14 protein-coding genes are annotated in these 18292 nt (G+C 32.8%); 1 reads left to right on the top strand and 13 read right to left on the bottom strand.

Going from position 1 to position 18292, the window contains the following annotated elements:
* Positions 1–3: 3 nt before the first annotated feature.
* The 8 genes from INR78_RS04665 to INR78_RS04630 all read right to left on the bottom strand — a co-directional run bounded on the left by INR78_RS04665 (position 4) and on the right by INR78_RS04630 (position 13923).
* Positions 4–789 (bottom strand): prolyl oligopeptidase family serine peptidase, encoded by a 786-nt coding sequence (locus INR78_RS04665; protein WP_223077673.1) that lies wholly within the window; start codon positions 787–789, stop codon positions 4–6.
* 11 nt (positions 790–800) lie between these two features.
* Complete coding sequence (locus INR78_RS04660; protein WP_223077672.1) at positions 801–2144, bottom strand: glucoamylase family protein; 1344 nt, start codon at positions 2142–2144, stop codon at positions 801–803.
* Between the two features lie 10 nt (positions 2145–2154).
* Positions 2155–3525 (bottom strand): glucoamylase family protein, encoded by a 1371-nt coding sequence (locus INR78_RS04655; protein ID WP_223077671.1) that lies wholly within the window; start codon positions 3523–3525, stop codon positions 2155–2157.
* Between the two features lie 112 nt (positions 3526–3637).
* Positions 3638–5371 (bottom strand): LamG domain-containing protein, encoded by a 1734-nt coding sequence (locus INR78_RS04650; protein WP_223077670.1) that lies wholly within the window; start codon positions 5369–5371, stop codon positions 3638–3640.
* Positions 5372–5382: 11 nt separating this feature from the next.
* Entirely contained in the window at positions 5383–6915 is a 1533-nt protein-coding gene (locus INR78_RS04645) for a RagB/SusD family nutrient uptake outer membrane protein (RefSeq protein WP_027879158.1), read from the bottom strand.
* A gap of 15 nt (positions 6916–6930) precedes the next feature.
* Positions 6931–9948 (bottom strand): TonB-dependent receptor, encoded by a 3018-nt coding sequence (locus INR78_RS04640; RefSeq protein WP_223077669.1) that lies wholly within the window; start codon positions 9946–9948, stop codon positions 6931–6933.
* A gap of 222 nt (positions 9949–10170) precedes the next feature.
* Positions 10171–12948 (bottom strand): LuxR C-terminal-related transcriptional regulator, encoded by a 2778-nt coding sequence (locus INR78_RS04635; protein WP_223077668.1) that lies wholly within the window; start codon positions 12946–12948, stop codon positions 10171–10173.
* A gap of 9 nt (positions 12949–12957) precedes the next feature.
* Positions 12958–13923: an endonuclease/exonuclease/phosphatase family protein gene (locus tag INR78_RS04630; RefSeq protein ID WP_223077667.1), complete on the bottom strand. Its 966-nt coding sequence runs from the start codon at positions 13921–13923 to the stop codon at positions 12958–12960.
* Between the two features lie 79 nt (positions 13924–14002).
* Between INR78_RS04630 and hflX the strand changes: the two genes are divergently transcribed.
* Positions 14003–15232, top strand: coding sequence for a GTPase HflX (gene hflX, locus INR78_RS04625; protein WP_223077666.1), 1230 nt, complete (start codon positions 14003–14005; stop codon positions 15230–15232).
* 166 nt (positions 15233–15398) lie between these two features.
* On the opposite strand, the gene INR78_RS04620 is transcribed toward hflX, so the two are convergent.
* The 5 genes from INR78_RS04620 to INR78_RS04600 form a co-directional block, all read right to left on the bottom strand.
* Positions 15399–16304 carry a DUF3078 domain-containing protein gene (locus INR78_RS04620; RefSeq protein WP_223077665.1) on the bottom strand — a complete coding sequence of 302 codons (906 nt, stop codon included), beginning with the start codon at positions 16302–16304 and terminating at the stop codon, positions 15399–15401.
* 122 nt (positions 16305–16426) lie between these two features.
* The gene (locus INR78_RS04615) at positions 16427–16930 is read right to left on the bottom strand and encodes a DUF2480 family protein (RefSeq protein WP_223077664.1); all 504 of its coding nucleotides are present in this window, start codon (positions 16928–16930) and stop codon (positions 16427–16429) included.
* 11 nt (positions 16931–16941) lie between these two features.
* Positions 16942–17262 (bottom strand): DUF59 domain-containing protein, encoded by a 321-nt coding sequence (locus INR78_RS04610; RefSeq protein WP_027879151.1) that lies wholly within the window; start codon positions 17260–17262, stop codon positions 16942–16944.
* Positions 17263–17296: 34 nt separating this feature from the next.
* The gene (locus INR78_RS04605) at positions 17297–17722 is read right to left on the bottom strand and encodes a SufE family protein (RefSeq protein WP_223077663.1); all 426 of its coding nucleotides are present in this window, start codon (positions 17720–17722) and stop codon (positions 17297–17299) included.
* A 79-nt stretch (positions 17723–17801) separates the two neighbouring features.
* A complete protein-coding gene (locus INR78_RS04600) occupies positions 17802–18281 on the bottom strand; it encodes a hypothetical protein (RefSeq protein WP_223077662.1) in 480 nt (159 codons plus the stop codon).
* Positions 18282–18292: the final 11 nt, after the last annotated feature.

Raw genomic sequence — 18292 nt, 5'->3', positions numbered from 1 at the left:
TATTTATTTTTTTGATTTAGAGAAAAGCCATGTTAATAATTCAGGTTCTGCAAAAGCAGGATCCCAACTGTTGTGATTTGCATCTGAGTACAAAGTGAAATTCGGTTTTCCGCCATTTTCTAGAATAGCATTAACCATTTTTATTGAACCTTTTGGGTCTACAACATCATCATTTGCACCATGAAAAACCCATAAATCTACTTTTGTTGCGTAGTTTTTAGTTAGTTCGGCATTACCATCACCGCAAATAGCGATAGCAGCAGCGAACATGTCTGGTTGTCTTGATAGAATTTCGAATGTTCCCATTCCTCCCATAGATAATCCGCCAACATAAACTTTGTCTGTATTTACATAGTCTTTGCTGGTAACTTCTTGCATTAAATCTATAACCAATTGCATTGGTTTTGTAGCTTCTTTATCTTTAGGAAACACTAATTTTATTGGAAAAGATGACCGATCTACATCTGCATTAGACCAGTAACTATCTTTTGGACATTGCGGAAAAATTACTATTGCAGGAAATGCACCACGATTGGTTTTGTCTGCAAATAATTTACTTCCGTGTGCTAACTGTCTTTGGTTATCATTTCCACGTTCGCCAGCACCATGAAGAAATAATACAACAGGATATTGTTTGTCTTCTGAAAAATTTTCAGGATACATAATGCGGTACTTAAGCGTGTCTTCGCCTTTAATATGAACCTTTTCCTTATAAAGATCTTTTTGTGCAAATGCTAGTGATGTAATTAGTAGCAGACAAAAAGTAATTTGTGTTTTAATGTGTTTCATTCTTAGTGAGTTTAATAGGTGAATCCTAGTGTGTCTAATCCGTTTTGTACGTCTTCGTTTTGCATAAATAAATTCCATAGTAAACCTGTACGGTAATTTTCTATCATAATTATTTGCGGACCTTGGTCTATTGCCAAGTAGCGCTCTGTTACCCAATTATATTGCGGGCTAAATGCATCATAAAAACCTGCTGGACCCATTAAATCATTTTCGTAGAAAAAGTGCATTGCTGCCAGAGATTGTGCTGGAGTGTAAGGAATAGAACTTACAGCAGCCGTTGGTGAAATGACACCTGTATCATTTTCTGGATCGTGAGCAGAATACCCAACAGAACCATCTGCATTTCTGGTATAACTTGCTGTTAATCCCCAACAATCTTGTCCATAACTCACATAATTGCTAGGATTATCAACACAGTATTGATAATTTATTCTGGTATGATTAACATTTAGATCCCAATAATTGGCATACTGATCTGAAAGATTACTTGGATCTAATCCTAAATAAGAATAGTGTGCCCAAAATAAAGGTCCTGTGCCTGTGCCAGCATGATCTAAAATTAAAGGAATGTTATACTGCGTTGCAGAAGACACAATATTACCACTACTTGCCCAACCTTGATGATAAGCCTCTGATGGCATTGTATGGTCTGGTGACGCTGCTCCAAAAATAAAAGCTAATAAGGTTTCGTTGTAACCTTTTAGCTCAAGGTTAATTGCAAATCCGTTGTTTGGGCTCCAATGCCACAATAATTTATTTTCGTTGTTGGTATACCAATTCCACTCTACACCCTTCCAAAGCGCATCTGCTTTAGCTGCTAAAGCATCTTCTTCGGTTGTACCTCCTTCAAAATATTCTTTTACACAAATTAAACCTTGTACTAAAAATGCTGTTTCTACAATATCGCCACCATCATCCTGCGAACTAAACGGAATTACATTACCAGTACCTCCATCTAACCAATGTGGCCAAGCTCCGTGAAAACGATCTGCACTTTCAAAGAAATTTAATATTTGTATTAATCTTGTGACACCTTCGGATTGAGAGATATAACCTCTTTCAATACCAACTAAAATTGCCATAAGACCAAATCCGCTTCCACCGACAGTTACCACATTTTGGCTGTTTGATGGATCATTAGGATGATATCTTTCTCTCGCTGCACCAGAATTACTTTCAGCATAATCCCAAAAGTATTTAAACGTTTGTTGCTGAGTTAAATCCATTATTTCATCATCTGTTAGCTGTACAACAGGATCATCATCATTTGGATTGTAAGGTTCTTGATATCCTGGTCCGTCATCTTTTCCACAGCTTAAAATGAGTAATAGTAACATGAAACTAAGTTTCTTCATTGTTAAATTTTTAGTATTTAAAGCCAAGCTTATCTAAACCAGCTTGAACATCTTTGTTTTGCATGAATAATTTCCAGAATAAACCTGTTCTATAATTTTCTATCATAACAGGTATTGGGCCTTGATCGATAGCTAAATATCGTGGCAAATACCAATTATATTCTAAACTAAAAGCATCATAAGGCCCATATTTTCCAACCAAACTATCGTGGTTTTTGTAAAGATTTTTTAGCATTTGCATGCTCTCTTTTGGTGTGTAAGGAAAAGAAGATAGTGCAGCTGTAGGTGATACAACACCAAGATCGTCTCCTGGTCTATGACCAGCATAACCTTTTATAGAATAACTCGATGTAAAACCCCAAAGACTATCTCCATAGCCCTTATAATTTTTAGGATTATCGATTGCATATTTGTAATGAATTTTAGCGTGATTTTGAGTTAGCTTCCAATAATCAGCGTATTGATCTGATAGTCCTTTAGGATTAAGACCTAAGTATGAATAATGTGCCCAAAACAATGGACCAATTGATGCATCGCTATGCTCAAAATAGTCTAAAACTAATTCTTCATCATAATATGAATCTTTAGAAACGATAGCACCGTTTCTTGCCCAACCTTTTTCGTAAACTTCTTTTGATATTGGATGTGTTGGTGAGGAAGCAGCAAGTACATACATAATTAAGCATTCGTTATAACCACCGACAGGAAAATTCATATCCCAACCGTATTCTGGTGACCAATGCCAATACAATACGTCTTCGCCTCCTTTGGTGTACCAATTCCACTCAACATCTTTCCAAAGTTTATCTATTTTGGCTACTAATTCTTGCTCTTGTTTGTTTCCGTCTTTAAAATACTCTGAAACTGTAAGTAACCCTTGAATTAGAAAAGCTGTTTCTACCAAATCGCCACCATTGTCTTTTTTTCCAAATGGGTAAACTTTACCAGTTTCACCATCTATCCAATGTGACCATGCACCGTGAAAACGGTCTGCGTTTTCAAGAAAATTAACGATTTTAGTATATCTTTTAAAAGCTTGTTCTCTTGTAATCCAACCGCGTTCTACACCAACTAAAATAGCCATAAGACCAAAGCCAGTTCCTCCGGTTGTTACTGTATTTTTAGGTGAGCTTGAGTAATTTTCATCTAAATGAATACGCTCTCTTGCCATACCAGAATTAGGTTCGGCACCATCCCAGAAGTAATTGAAGGTTTGATATTGAATAGTGTCTAATAGTTGATTTTCGGTTAATTCAACTTTAGTATTATTAGCTATAGCTAACTCAGAGTTTTCTTTGTTTTTGGTATTGTTTTTACAGCTAAAAATTGATAATAGTATAGCTGTCAAAACAAGGATATTATTTTGAAGGTTTAATCTCATTAGAAAAAATTAAGATAAACTTTAGCTGCATTTACGCAATTATAAATACAGCTAAAGAGTGAAAAAATAGACTAATCTAAAATGTTAATGTTTGCTATTAATTAATCTACGGTTACAACATGGCTTGTATTTCAGCCTGAGTAAGTGCTTTTTTATAAATTTTTAAGTCATCCATTAAACTAGCGTCAGAATTGTGTCCCCAACCTGTAAACCTTGGAGCACCAGACATAATTGAAATAATATCACAACCAGTCCAATCTACACCTGCAAAAGCATTTTGACTAACAACTTGACCATCTATATAGACTACACATTCTGTACCTGAAATGGTAAAAGCCATTTGTTTCCATTGGTCAATAGTTGGGTCTACATCTGCAGCTGCACCACCATCAAACCAAGAATCTGATGAACCGCTACCTACATTTAATTTAAAACGTTGCATTCCACCAGCGTTTTCACGGAAGAATCTAAATCCTTTAGTACGATCATTTTGAGCATCAGGATTAGCAGTGTCTTCTGGACCTATTACTAATACGCCAGCTCTATCTGGTGTTGCATTAACTTTGTATCTAAATACAGCTGAAAATTCTTCATTTAATAAACCTTCTGTTGGGAAAGTTAAGTAAGAATCTGTAGCACCTTGGTATGCGCTACTACCTTCAAAAGCATCAGATGAAAATCCTGGATTACCAACCTCTGTGCAGTCTTGATCACTGAAGCTTTCTGTATAACTACCATTAAATGCTAGTTTAAAAACTTGATCGCTATTGGCAATTAATTCTGTAATATCATTCTGTGTTAAAGCGATATTGAATAATCTTAAGTCATCCATATAGCTTTGGTCAGCATTGTGTCCCCAACCTGTAAATCTAGGAGCACCAGACATTATAGATAATATATCACAACCTGTCCAATCTATTCCAGAAAAGCTATTTTGAGTTACAACTTGACCGTTGATGTATACAGTAGCTTGAGATTCTGAAATTGTAAAGGCTAAGTGAACCCATTCGTCTAAAGTTGGATCTACATCTGCAGCTGCGCCACCATCAAACCATGCTTCTCCAGATCCTGTTCCGATATTTAATTTGAAACGTTGCATTCCTCCTGCATTTTCACGGAAAAGTCTAAAACCGCTAGTACGATTATTTTGCGCATCTGGGTTTGCTGAATCTGGAGGACCAATAACTAATACACCTGCACGATCTGGTGTAGCGTTAACTTTCATCCAGAAAGCAGCACTAAATTGGTTAGCTAGAAGACCGTCTGTAGGGAATGTTAAATAAGAATCTGGTGTGCCAGCATATGCATTTGATCCAACTCTTGCTTCACCAGCAAAACTTGGAGCTCCAAATTCTTCTGCATCTGTAACAGTTACAAGCTCTGTGTAACTACCATCAAAAGGCATATAAAATGTTTCGCCTTGGTATTCTGGTGTGTAAGGTGGTTGTTTACTAAAGTTGTTAGTTACACTTGTTGTGTTTCCTGCTATATCTGTAGCAGTAACAGTAATAAAGTGATCACCTGTGGTTATATTATCATAAACAAACTCTTCATTAAAAATTCTATAATCTAAGAATGAGTTGTATGAAGCTATAACATCTCCATCAAGTTCTACAACTACAGAAGTTAGTTCTATATCATCCTCAGCTTTAAACTCTATAGGAGTTGAAGTAACAAGATCTGCTACTTGAATTTGAAAACCATCAACAGGTTTTTCTATCGTAACAATAGGAGCACCAGCGTCAGGACCTGGATCTACTTGTGTTATTGGATCTATACCTTCATAACATGACGCAGTAAGCGCTAAGGTTAAAAAGGCTAAAATATATGTGTTTAGTTTTTTCATAATTTAGTGTTTTATTCAAGAGGTAATAAGTCTACTTGTGCTTGTGGATATGGTAAATACTCGTCGTCAGCAGTAAAAGTTCTTCCTTCGTAGCTTAATTCGTCATATCTATTTAATCTTATCATATCAAAGTATCTGATTCCCCATTCCATTGCTAATTCTGCAAATTTTTCGTCAATGACGTCGTCTGTAGTTACTCCAGATAGCGCAGGCATATTTACTCTTGCTCTAACGCTATTTACAGCTTCGTCTGCCGTCATTACTGTTCCTGTAGCACCTTGTGTTAATGCTTCTGCATACATTAATAAGATTTCTGCATATCTAATAGCAATTAGGTTTTTACTAGAACCGTAGCTGTTTCTTCCAGGTGTTAATTGAGTAGAAGGAAGGTAGTGTTTACCACTAGCAAACATTGCTCTTGGGTAGTCGTTAAAAATGTCTCCAGAAGGAGTTGTGTTAGATACATAATTAGGAAGTGTTGCGTATGCTGGATCTTCCATGATTTCGTCAATACCTCTTGGTGTGAAACATACACTAGTTACTAATCTAGTTTGATCACCTCTATCTAGCATAAATTTGATAAATTTTAAACTTGGCTCATAAAATCCCCAACCTCCAGATGCAGTTTCTACAACTGGTGTCCAGCTAGAAGGACCAAAAGGCGCAAAAAGGTGATTGTTAACATCTCCAGAATCGGTATTGTAATCTGAGAATTGTAATTCAAATAAGTTTTCGTTACAAAGTTTTCCTGGTTTTTTAAATAATTCGTAATAATCTGGGAATAAAGAGAATTTATTTGAGCTAATAATTTCTTCTGTAGCTTCTGCAACTCCTTGGTAGTCTTCCATTTCTAAATTAGCTAAAGCTTTTACTGCTAGTGCAGTATATTTTGTTACACCACCAGGTACATCTTCACGTTCGTTAGGTCTTGCATCTGGTAGGTAAGGAATAGCTTCGTCCATTAAATCTGATACGTACTGCATAACTTCCATTTTAGAATCAATTCCGTTATCAATATCTATTTGAGGATCTGCAGGGTTTTGGATAATATAAATATTACCCCAAAGACGCGACATTTGTAAGTGTTGGAAACCACTAAGTACTTTAGTTTCTGCAACATATTGGTTTGCTAGGTCTACATATGAGCCAGTAGCTAAATCACCGTATCTTTGTATTATTTCGCCAGCATTAAGTACATCTACAATATCTCCATAGAAGTTTTTCCAAACTTGATTATACATCCAGAATCCATTATCATAATTGTATAAATCTGTTTCTGCAAATAAAGGTTGATCACCAAGTCCGCCAGCATTAACATCATCACCTCTAACACCAACTAATAATGGGTCTTCCCAACCTCTTGTGTAAGTTGTAGAGTATGCACCAATTAATGGTAAAATCATATCACTAGATATAGTATAATCTAAATCGTCTGTGGCTACTTGACCTTCAATTTCTTCTAATTTGTCATTACAATTGAAGAAAGTAAACCCAACTGCTAACAATAAAGTTAGTTGTTTAAAGTTTTGTTTTAAATTTTTCATAAAGCTTTTCTTTTTTTAAATTTTTACGTTAACTCCAACGGTGTACACTGCAGGTACAGGATATGTTTGTCTATCTACACCATTTGCTACTTCAGGATTAAACCCGTTGTAGTTAAAGAAAGTAAATGGTCTATCTGCAGTAAAGTAAACTCTTGTTTCTGGCATATTATCGCCTAGTAATGTTCCTGATTTTATAGTATAAGCTAATTGAATGTTTTGGATACGGAAGTAAGCACCATCTTCTATGAAAAATGAACTTAATTTTTGGTTCCAAGCTCTTCTTCTTCCTGCTGCAGAAGGGTATGAGTTTGTTGTACCTTCTCCGTGCCATCTATTGATAGCAAAATCTGCATCCATATTAGTATCGTTTGTAAAAATTACTTCACCTCTTTTTCGATTTAGTATTTGGTTACCAAATTGACCTTGCATGTCTATTGATAAATCAAAGTTTTTGTAAGATACTTTTAGATTTGCACCATAATTGAATGTAGGTAGATAAGAGCCTATGTTTACTCTATCATTATCGTCTATAACACCATCGTTATTTTGGTCTACATATTTAAAGTCTCCTGGTACTAATCCATTATCTACAGCAACAGGATCATTAGCAACTTCTGTGTCGTTTTGATATACTCCAGCAACTTCTAATCCGAAGAAGTAATTTACAGGTTCTCCTACCTCAATTCTTTGTCTAAATTCTGCACTACCAGTATCTATATAACCACGACCGTTATCTAGTTTAGTTACTTCGTTATCTAAAGTTGCGATGTTACCACCGATTGAGAATTTCCAGTTATCATTGATAGTTTGATTCCAATTAGCAGCAAATTCAAAACCTTTGTTTCTCATTTCTCCAATATTATCTCTAACAAAGTTACCAGTAATCGGTACTTCTCTTGATGCTACTAAATCTTTAATATCTCTTATGTAATAATCAGCTTCAAGACTTAATCTACTATTAAATAATCTAGCACTAATACCTATATTGGTTTCTTCCATAATCTCTCTTTTAAGATTTTGAAAAGTTGTACTACCAATTATACCATTAGTTTGTGTATCGTCTATTGCTGTAACGATTGTGTTTATTGTGTTTGTTCCTGAGCTTCCTGATAAAGAACCGTTAGATAATTGTCCCCATGTAGCTCTTAATTTTAAGAAGTTTATAAAATTACTATCGTTTAAGAATTTTTCTTTTGAAATTACCCAACCTAAACCAAATTGAGGAGTTGTTTTCCAAATTTCTCTTGGGAATCTTGAGTCTCCTTCACGTCTTACGGTTGCGTTAAATAAATATTTATCATCAAAACCGTATTCTAGTCTACCTAAATAAGACATGTAATAAAATCTGCTAGCACTTTCAAAAACTCTACCATTAAAAGAATCTGGATCAGCAAAGTTTAAATACCAAGAACTTTCAAAATCTACAGCGCTAATATCTTCTCCAGTTGCAGAGAAACTGTTAGAATGTAAATCTCTATATGATGTACCAGCTATTGCTTTTACAGAATGCTTACCAAATGTGTCTGAGTAAGTTAAAAGATTATCCCACATTTGGTTAGATGTTGTTAAATTAGCTCTTCTAATACTAGAAACTTGTCTTTGAGATTGACCAGATATAAAGTAAGGTAATCTTACATTTCTTTCTAATATTGTTGAATAATCATTGTAATAGGTTGTTTTAAACGATAATTTATCAGGAATAAGGTAATACTCTGCATAAATGCTTGTAAGTAGTTTTCTTATTCTTAATTGATTATCATTAAACGTCATAGCTGGAAATGGGTTTTGTGATCCTCTATAACCAAGTAAAGTAGCGTCTGAAAAAGGTATTGGGTCTGCAGCTGTGTTTGCATAATCATATTTTGGTAAAATAGGTACTGCAAAATAAGCTTGAAACCATGCTCCGTTTTCTGGATTATATTTAGTAGCATTACTAAACGCACTATTTACTCCTACTTTAAAACGATCTGATACGTCTATGTCTATATTACCTTGAATATTAAAACGTTCATATTCGTTTTTCATGTCTAAAATACCTTCTTGGGCAAAATAACTTGTGTTTATACCGTAGTTAGAGTTTTCTCCACCACCTGTAATACCTAAACTATGGTTTGTAATAGGTGCATCTCTTAAAACTTCTCTGTACCAATCTGTGTTTACGTTAGGGATGTTAGGATTAACACGACTTCTACCAAAACGTTGTATAGCATTTTCTACATATTGAATATCTGCAGCAGATTCAGACTCATAAACCATAGTTACAAACTGTTCTGCGTTAGCCATTTTTAATACGTTTTGTGCATGTTGAATACCTGTATATCCATTATAGGTAATAACAGGTTTGCTACCTTTTTTACCGCCTTTAGTTTTAATAATTATAACACCATTACTACCTCTTTGACCAAAGATTGCTGTAGAAGACACGTCTTTTAAAACAGAAACAGATTCTATTTGGCTATTATCTAAAAAGTCAATGTTATCATACCAGTTTCCATCAACTACGTAAAGCGGATTTTGGCTACCGTTTAAAGTGTTAATACCACGAATTCTTACATTAGGAGAATCTCCTGGTGATCCTGCACTTGTAATTTGCACACCAGGTACTTTACCTTGTAAAGATTGCATTACGTTACTGTTAGGTGTTTTTTCAATAACCTCTGAGTCTACTGTTGTTATTGCTCCGGTTAAATCTGATTTTTTTTGTGAACCATAACCTATAATAACAACCTCTTCTAAGTCTGAAACTTGAGTTTCTAAAGCTATGTTTAAAGTGTTTTGGTTTGTAACAGTTATTTCTACTGTTTTAAAGCCTATGTAACTAAATTCTATTACATCACCTTGTTTGGCACTAATTGTATAATTACCGTCAAAGTCTGTACTTGTTCCTGTACTAGTGCCTTTAATTAGGACATTAGCACTAGGTATAGGCAATCCGTCTTCCATACTGGTTACAGTACCTGTAATAGTTCTGTCTTGTGCATATAAAGTAATGCCAAGAAGGAAGAAGAATAAAACGCTAATCTTTGTTCTCATTTACTTTTAGTTTTTAAATGTTAGTGAAGTAAAATTAACAGCTATTTAACTAAATCTTTTATTTGGAAATACATTTTGATTACGTCAAGATTAAGAAATTGTTAAAAACACAGCTATGACGTACTGTTAAACTATTAAAAAATTAGCAAATACGCAACTAAAACGTTATAGTGACGTAGTTTTGACGTATGTTAAAAATGACTTATTTTGTTAAAAAAAGTACTAATTAAAACTGTGTAAATATTCGGTAAGAGAGTCTTCTTTATCTAGTTTTAGTTTTCTTTTAAGACGATATCTATGCGTTTCTACACCTCGTGTAGATATGTTCATAAGAGGTGCAATTTCTTTTGTAGTTAGATTCATTTTGATGTACGCTGAAAGCTTTAAATCTTTAGGGGATAATTTTGGATGTTTATCTTTTAACTGATTGAAAAACTTTTTGTGTACTTGGTTAAAATTATATTCAAATATTTCCCATTGATCTTTGTTGCCAATGGTTTGATCTATTTTTTTCTGAATTCTTCTGTTAATTAATTTATTGCTAAACTGCCCTTCGTTAATTTGAAGATCTTTTTTTATTTCTAGTAAAGCTTCGTTCTTTTTAACTAGTGCAATTGCGGTATTTGCAAGTTGCTTGCTCTTTAATTGAATTTCGCTTTCTAAAGCTTCATTTTTAATTTCTACTAATTTGCGTTCGTTTTCTATGTTTTTTTCTCTTAATAAGTGCTGTTGTTCTTTTTTTAATTCAATTTCAAGTCTTCTTTGTTCTTTATACATTTTACGCTTGTGTAAAAAATAAAAAATAGCAGTAAGGATTAATGCTGCAATAAAGTATAGTATAAATCCAAGACTAGATTTATACCAAGGAGGAAGTACGTGTAATTTTAATGATTTGACCTCTGATGTTTGTCCAGATTTATTTGTGGTTCTAAAAAGCACTCCAAAATCACCATTTTTTAGATTAGATAGTACCAGGTTTTCATTATCTACTTTTTCCCATTTATTTGGATCTGTAGTAAGGCTATATTCAAAACTATGGCTAGTTGAACCAGGTGATGATATAGTAATATTGATATTACCATTGTTGGGTATGTCTATAACTTTATTTTCTAAACTCACATAAGTATCATTAACTTTTATTTGCTCTATAGCTGGAGTTTTTGGTGATTGAGCAGAAAAGTTATGATTAGGATTAAACATTAAAAAACCATCGTTAAGATTTAATGTGTATGTGGAGTCGTTTAATTTTGATACATTTTCATAACCTAAGATAATACGGTTGTCATAGTAGTTTCTTGTTAAAATTTCTTTTACAGAATTATCTTCATCTAGTTTAATAATTCCGTTATTGTTTTTAAAAAATATACTGTTTGTTGACGCTTCTGAGATTACATCTGAGTTTTTACCTATCTTTTCATTTAAAAAAGGATATGGTACTATGCTATCTAATAAGGGCTCGTATTTTTTCCAACCATTATTTGTCTTGAAGCAAATGGTATTTTTAAGTTTATAAACTCTTACGTTATAATCTGTTTCTAAACCTTTATGATTATAGTCTACAACTTTTGTTATTGAATCATGATTAGTATTAAAAACAACTTTACTTAATCCTTTATATGCATTTGCAGCCCATGCTTGTTGTTTGTTTTCAAATTCTAAAAACCGTGTAGGATTAGTCGTTTTACCTAAATGGTTAACTTGCCATTTATTATTCTCTTTTTTAAATTTAACTAAACCTCCATAGGTGCCTTGAGTATATATGTCTGTATCTGGTATTTTTTTTAAAGTCCAACCACCAGTGAAATTGGAGATAAGTTCAATTTTGTCTTTTGAAACCAAATATGTACCGTTATTGTGACCACAAAATAGTTGATCATCAATTATTTTTAAATCCCAAACTTGTCCTTGTGTACCTTCAATAAATTTAAGATTATGGTCTTGGTCTAGATAATAAAGACCAGTATTACTTCCTATATAGATGGTGTTATTAAAATTTATAACATCATAAACAGCTCCTAATTTACCCGTTACATCATTGTAATAAGAGATATTGTTTTTTAAGTTAATTTTAGAAAGTCCATTATCTAAACACAGCCAAATGTTTTCATTTTTTTCAATTAAAATGCTTAAAACAGTATTGTTAGCAAGTCCATTTTCTTTGTTTATATTATAAACAACTTCACCATTATGATTGGTTATATAAAGTCCATTTTTGATAGTTCCAAAAACTAAATATCCGTTATCAAGCTGTCCAAAACGATTAAGTTGATATTTTTTTAAAGTTTCGTTTATGGGTAAGTTTAATGGTTCTAACTTTTTGTTTTTAATAATAAAACAACCTTTTAAATCTGTTGTAAGTAGTAATTGATTTTTGTATTTAGAAATAGATATTATTCTATCTCCTGCTATAATATCATCTTGAACGAAAGGAGTTAGTTGTAACTGGTGATTAAGTATAAACACACCTTTGTTTAAAGTTGAAACATATAAAGTGCTATTAACTATACTGCAAGAAATAACTGTAGATGGTAAATTAATTTTGGTGATTTTATCATTTTCATAAACGTAAATATTTTGAAACGATCTAAAAACGATTTTATCGTTGTAATCTAATATCTGCCAAAACTCTTCACTTGTTGATTTAGTTTTATTTAGTAAATGTGATAATGAATGATAGATAATTTGACCTTTGTCATTGTATGTCCAATATCCAAATTCTTCATAAGAACCAGTGTAAATCTTGTCTTTTACCGCTAAAACAGATCTTATAGTTGTTTTATTAGGTAGCGATTTAATTTTCCAATTTAATCCATTGTAAATTAAAAGTCCGTTGTTGTTAGCAACATAAATTTTACCGTCATCTCCTTTAGATATTCCCCAATTTTGATTACTTGCATTATATTTTGAAAGTGAATAATTTTCAAAATATGGTGTAAATTGAGCGTTAGCAAAAGGACTTGCCAGTATACAAATAAAGACTAAAAGTGTTTTTAATTTCATTTTAAAAACTTATTTTTTATTTAAGATCAGATATACAGGAAAATGGTCACTGTAACCACCTTTATAATTTTTACCAACATAAGTCCGATAAGGACTACCTTTATACTTACCGTCATATTGTTTTAAAAAATCTGCATCATAAATATCTGCTTTTACGTAGCGCAGTGTTTTGGGTTTTCTTTCAAAAAAATTGTGTGTAATTATAATCTGATCAAATAAATTCCACTCAAAATTATGACTTGTTGTGCCTCTATCAATAGATAGTAGAGTGTCCATCGGGTTAAACAAACCTATATTATCTACCAACTGTTTTATACTATTACTAAAAGGATCATCATTAAAATCTCCCATTACTATAATTTTAGGATTATCATAATCTTCTTGTAGTCTTAAAATAATAGCTTGTACTTGTTCTGATGCTTTAATACGTTTAAATTCTGTAGCAACATCACCAGTTCTTCTTGATGGCCAATGGTTGACTATAAAATGTATTTTTTCACCAAAAAACAAACCAGATACTAATAAGATATCTCTTGTGTAGTCGGGTAATCCATCTTCATCGGTTAAAGTAAAGGTGAAAATTTCAGAATGTAAAACCTCAAACTTTTTACTATCGTAAATAAATGCTACGTCTATACCACGCTCATCTTGACTATCATAATGTACAAATTGATATGGATATTCTTTAAGATGTTTTGAAGCAATTAAATCCCTTAATACAGCATCATTTTCTACTTCTGCTAAACCAATAATTGCTGGATGACTGTTGGTTTCTTTTCTGCCTATGTTAGAGATAGCATAACCAATTTTACGTAGCTTATTTTTATAACGTTTAACTGTCCAGCGCTTTTTAGAAGTAGGGATAAAATCATCATCACGAGTAAATTCGTCATCATAAATATCAAAAAGATTTTCGATATTATAAAAAGCAACAGTTTGTTTATTAGTTTTAGATTTAAATATATTAAACTTCAAAAGGGTAGAATTTTAAAAGTCTAAAAATAGCAAATTTATTGTGGCTACAATTATGTAAATTTGCAATATAAATATTTATATGCTAGAGAAAAAAGACATAGAATTAGAAAGCGCCGTATTAATTGGTGTAGTAACAAGAGAACAAGACGAAACACAATCTAAAGAATACTTAGATGAACTAGAGTTTTTAACCTATACAGCAGGCGGAGAAGTAAAAAAACGTTTTACCCAAAAAATGGAGATGCCTAATCCAAAAACATTTATTGGTACAGGGAAAATGGAAGAGGTAAAGCAGTTTATTGATGATAATGAAATTGGTACAGCCATTTTTGATGACGAACTTAGCGCTGCGCAAGAACGGAATATTAGTAAGATTTTAGGTGTAAAAGTATTAGACCGTACCAACTTAATATTAGATATTTTTGCGCAACGTGCACAAACTAGTTATGCGCGTACCCAAGTGGAGTTAGCACAGTGCGAATACTTGTTACCAAGACTTAAAGGAATGTGGACACACCTTGAGCGTCAAAAAGGAGGTATTGGAATGCGTGGACCTGGTGAAACCGAGATTGAAACAGATAGACGTATTGTACGTGATAAAATAGCATTGTTAAAGGCTAAAATAAAGACTATTGATAAGCAAATGGCTGTGCAACGTGGTAACCGTGGCAAAATGGTACGTGTTGCTTTAGTTGGTTATACAAACGTAGGTAAATCTACTTTAATGAACACTATTAGCAAATCTGAAGTCTTTGCAGAAAACAAATTATTTGCAACTTTAGATACTACAGTTAGAAAAGTTGTAATTCAAAATTTACCATTTTTATTAACCGATACCGTTGGGTTTATCCGTAAGCTGCCAACACAATTGGTAGAAAGTTTTAAAAGTACGTTAGATGAAGTACGTGAAGCAGATTTATTGCTACATGTTGTAGATATTTCGCATCCAAATTTTGAAGAGCATATTGCTTCTGTAAATAAAATTTTAGGTGAAATTGATAGCGCAGACAAACCTACTATTATGGTGTTTAATAAGATTGATGCTTATAAAGCAGAACCATTTGATGAAACCGATTTAACTGCTGAGCGTACCACAGATCATTATAGTTTAGCTGAATGGAAAAGGACTTGGATGAATAGAGTAGGAGAAGACAATGCTTTATTTATCTCTGCGCTAAACAAGAAAAACTTAGAAGAATTTAAAAAGCGTGTATATAATGAAGTAAGAGAAATACACGTAACACGTTTTCCTTATAATCACTTCTTGTATCCGGATTACGATTACGAAAACTTAGGAGAAGAAGAATAAAATAATTTGGGCGTTACCCACTTTTGTTTTTAATGACAAAAGTACGTCGGGCTTTCGCTAGTCGCAATCAAAGATGTGCTCCAACAATAGCTCAATCCCTAACGCATAAAAAAAAGTGCTTCCTTTTTGGGAAGCACTTTTTTTATATCTAAATCTAGAGTGTTTATTATAGTTTATAGTTTAAACCAAATAACCAGTAAGATTGTAAATCATTATCAGCGTTGTCTAAACTTACACCTTGGTAAGCTGCAGCTTCTTGTTTGTTACTTCTTAAACCAAAGTCAAAACCAACACCTATGTTTTTCCATAATGTATACCCAAAACTGTTAATCCATGTCCAGTTAGAGTAGTCACCACTTTTATAGCTAGCAAAACCAGAGAAGTTAGATTTAAAGTTTACTTTACCAATTTGTCTAGTATAGTCTGCTACAAACTTAGCTCCTAAAGAAGATTCAAAAACAGTACCTTCATCAGCAAAAACAAAGTTGTAGTTTAATGGATGTATTACAACTACTAAGTTTTCTATAGGTGTCCAAGTTGCACCAACACCAAGATCTAAATAACCAGGGTTGTTAAAATTGTTTAAAAGTGTTGTTCTGTATTCTCCTAATCCAGAAATTGCCCACTTATCACTTAACTTTCTACCATAAAGAGATGTGATATTAAAAACGTCTGTGTTTTCTCTAAACTTATCGCTATCTGTAGGATCGTCTTTATCATCTAATTTAACCCAACCTAAGTTTACGTTTAAATTGTTACGCCAGAAAAATTTCTCTTCAATTAAATTTGCGTAACCATTTACAGTAAAACCAATATTACCAGAACTGTTGTTAGGTGCTGCTTGAGCATACCAATTGTTAAATTCAGAGATGCTTCCTCCAATGGTACCAAAAGCACCAACTCTCCAACCAGGTAAAGCATCTATTTGAGCCTGTATAGCATGTGCTTCTGCTTGAAACTTATCAGCTTGTGCTTGTTTTTCAGCTTTTTCAGCTTTTAATTCTTCTTTTGTTTGAGCATTTACGGAAACGATTCCTAAAAATAAAGCCCCAATAAGTAATACTTTTTTCATTTCTAATTATTTTAGTTTTTAATAAAACGAATGCAAAGGTAAGTTTTACTTTTGATTTATATGAAATTACCAAAACAGATTAATGGTCTGTTATTCAGTAATTTAAATAATTAACAAAGTTGTTAACGTTTAAATAATGGCACAGAAGAACATGCTTCTCCATACATTATTGATTTGGCGTGTTTTTTTAGTTTAGAAGTAAGCATAGTGTAAGCGTTTATAGGGACTGGCTTGTTGCTACAGCCTTTAACGATTACTGGTTTATCTTGGTAAATTGTAGTGTCTATTTGGTTAATTTTATCTTGGTAGATTGAAGTTTCTAATTCCTCTAAAGTTCCGATATGGCACTTTTCGACAAAAGGTTCTAAATTAACGACCAACAACATAAATGCCCAATCTGGTATTATAGCATCTGTACTACAATTTATTGCGACGTACTGGTTTTTATATTGAGACCAGTCATATGCTTTTACTTGTTCTCTAAAATCTTTTTCTCTAAGGACTAATCCTTCATAAAGCCAATCTTTAATGTCAAAAACTACACATTTACCAGATGGATAATAATCTTCTAGATCTATTATTTGCAGCTTGCTATTGGCTACGCGGTTTATAATTTCGTCTGCCATTTTGATTGCTTTTATAGCATTCCTAATTCTAGTTTTGCTTCTTCACTCATTAAGTCTTGAGACCATGGTGGATCAAAAGTGATTTCTACTTCAGCGTCTTTAATATCGTTAAGAGATTTTACTTTTTCTTCTACTTCAAGAGGTAAAGTTTCTGCAACTGGACAGTTTGGTGTTGTTAAGGTCATTAGGATTTTTACTTCGTAATCTTCGTTTACTAATACGTCGTAAATTAATCCTAATTCGTAAATATCTACTGGTATTTCTGGATCGTAAATGGTTTTTAAAACCTTTACTATTTTTTCTCCTAATTCGGCTGTATCTATTGTGCTCATTTTCTTTTTCTTTTGTTATTCCGCGAAAGCGAAATTATTTTAATTGTGTTTGATAAGCAATTGCATACATCTTTAATTGCTTAATCATGCTAACTAATCCGTTTGCTCTTGTAGGAGATAGGTGTTCTTTTAATCCAATTTTATCAATAAAATCGGTATCTGCTTCGATAATATCTTTTGGGTGTTGGTTTGAAAATACACGAATTAAAATAGCAATAATCCCTTTGGTTATTATAGCATCGCTATCTGCAGTAAAGGCAACTTTATCTTCATCCATTTGAGCATGTACCCAAACTTTGCTTTGACAACCTTTAATTATATGATCGTCGGTTTTGTATTGCTCCTCAATTAATGGTAAGGTTTTACCAAGGTCTATCATGTATTGATAACGCTCTTCCCAATCTTCGAACATTGAAAATTCGTCTATGATGTCTTCTTGTATTTCTTTTATATTAGGCATAAGTCGTTTCTGTCTTTTTCAGTTACAAAATTAATGAATATTCTTCTATTGTAAGCCTTGACTTGTCGTTAAACCGTTCTTAATTTTTTGGCACTAAGTTTAAAAGATAGTTAACTAGTTCTGCAATTTCTTTTGGAGGATTACCTGCATCAAAAGATTGAGAACCGTATGTTTTTTCTCCAACAAAAATTTTAAAGTTAGCAATTGCAGCACCATCATATTGATGTGCTTTGCTTGGAGCTTCAAATTCATTAATTTTTGTAATGTCAAAATTACTAGCTAAGTTGGTTAAAGTTTCCCAATTCTTAGTTGTGCAATCTTTTGTTTCTTCTTTAGACGTGCGAGATAATTGATAAGTAATTTTATCTTTATTAGCTTTTACCATTAAATACCCGCCTCTTGTAACTGCAGAATATTCAAATGACGAAATGTCTGATTGTGTTGTTTTAGCTTTTGTTGATATTTCTGTGTTACTTTCAGCTAAATTAGATGGTATATTTTTAGAAGCGTTACAAGCGTTTAAAAATAAGGTTAAAAATATAAGAATATAGGTTTTCATCTTCATTGAAA

It is taken from the genome of Mesoflavibacter sp. SCSIO 43206 (assembly GCF_019904215.1).
Lineage (GTDB): Bacteria > Bacteroidota > Bacteroidia > Flavobacteriales > Flavobacteriaceae > Mesoflavibacter > Mesoflavibacter zeaxanthinifaciens.
This window is presented reverse-complemented; position numbering and strand designations above follow the sequence as displayed.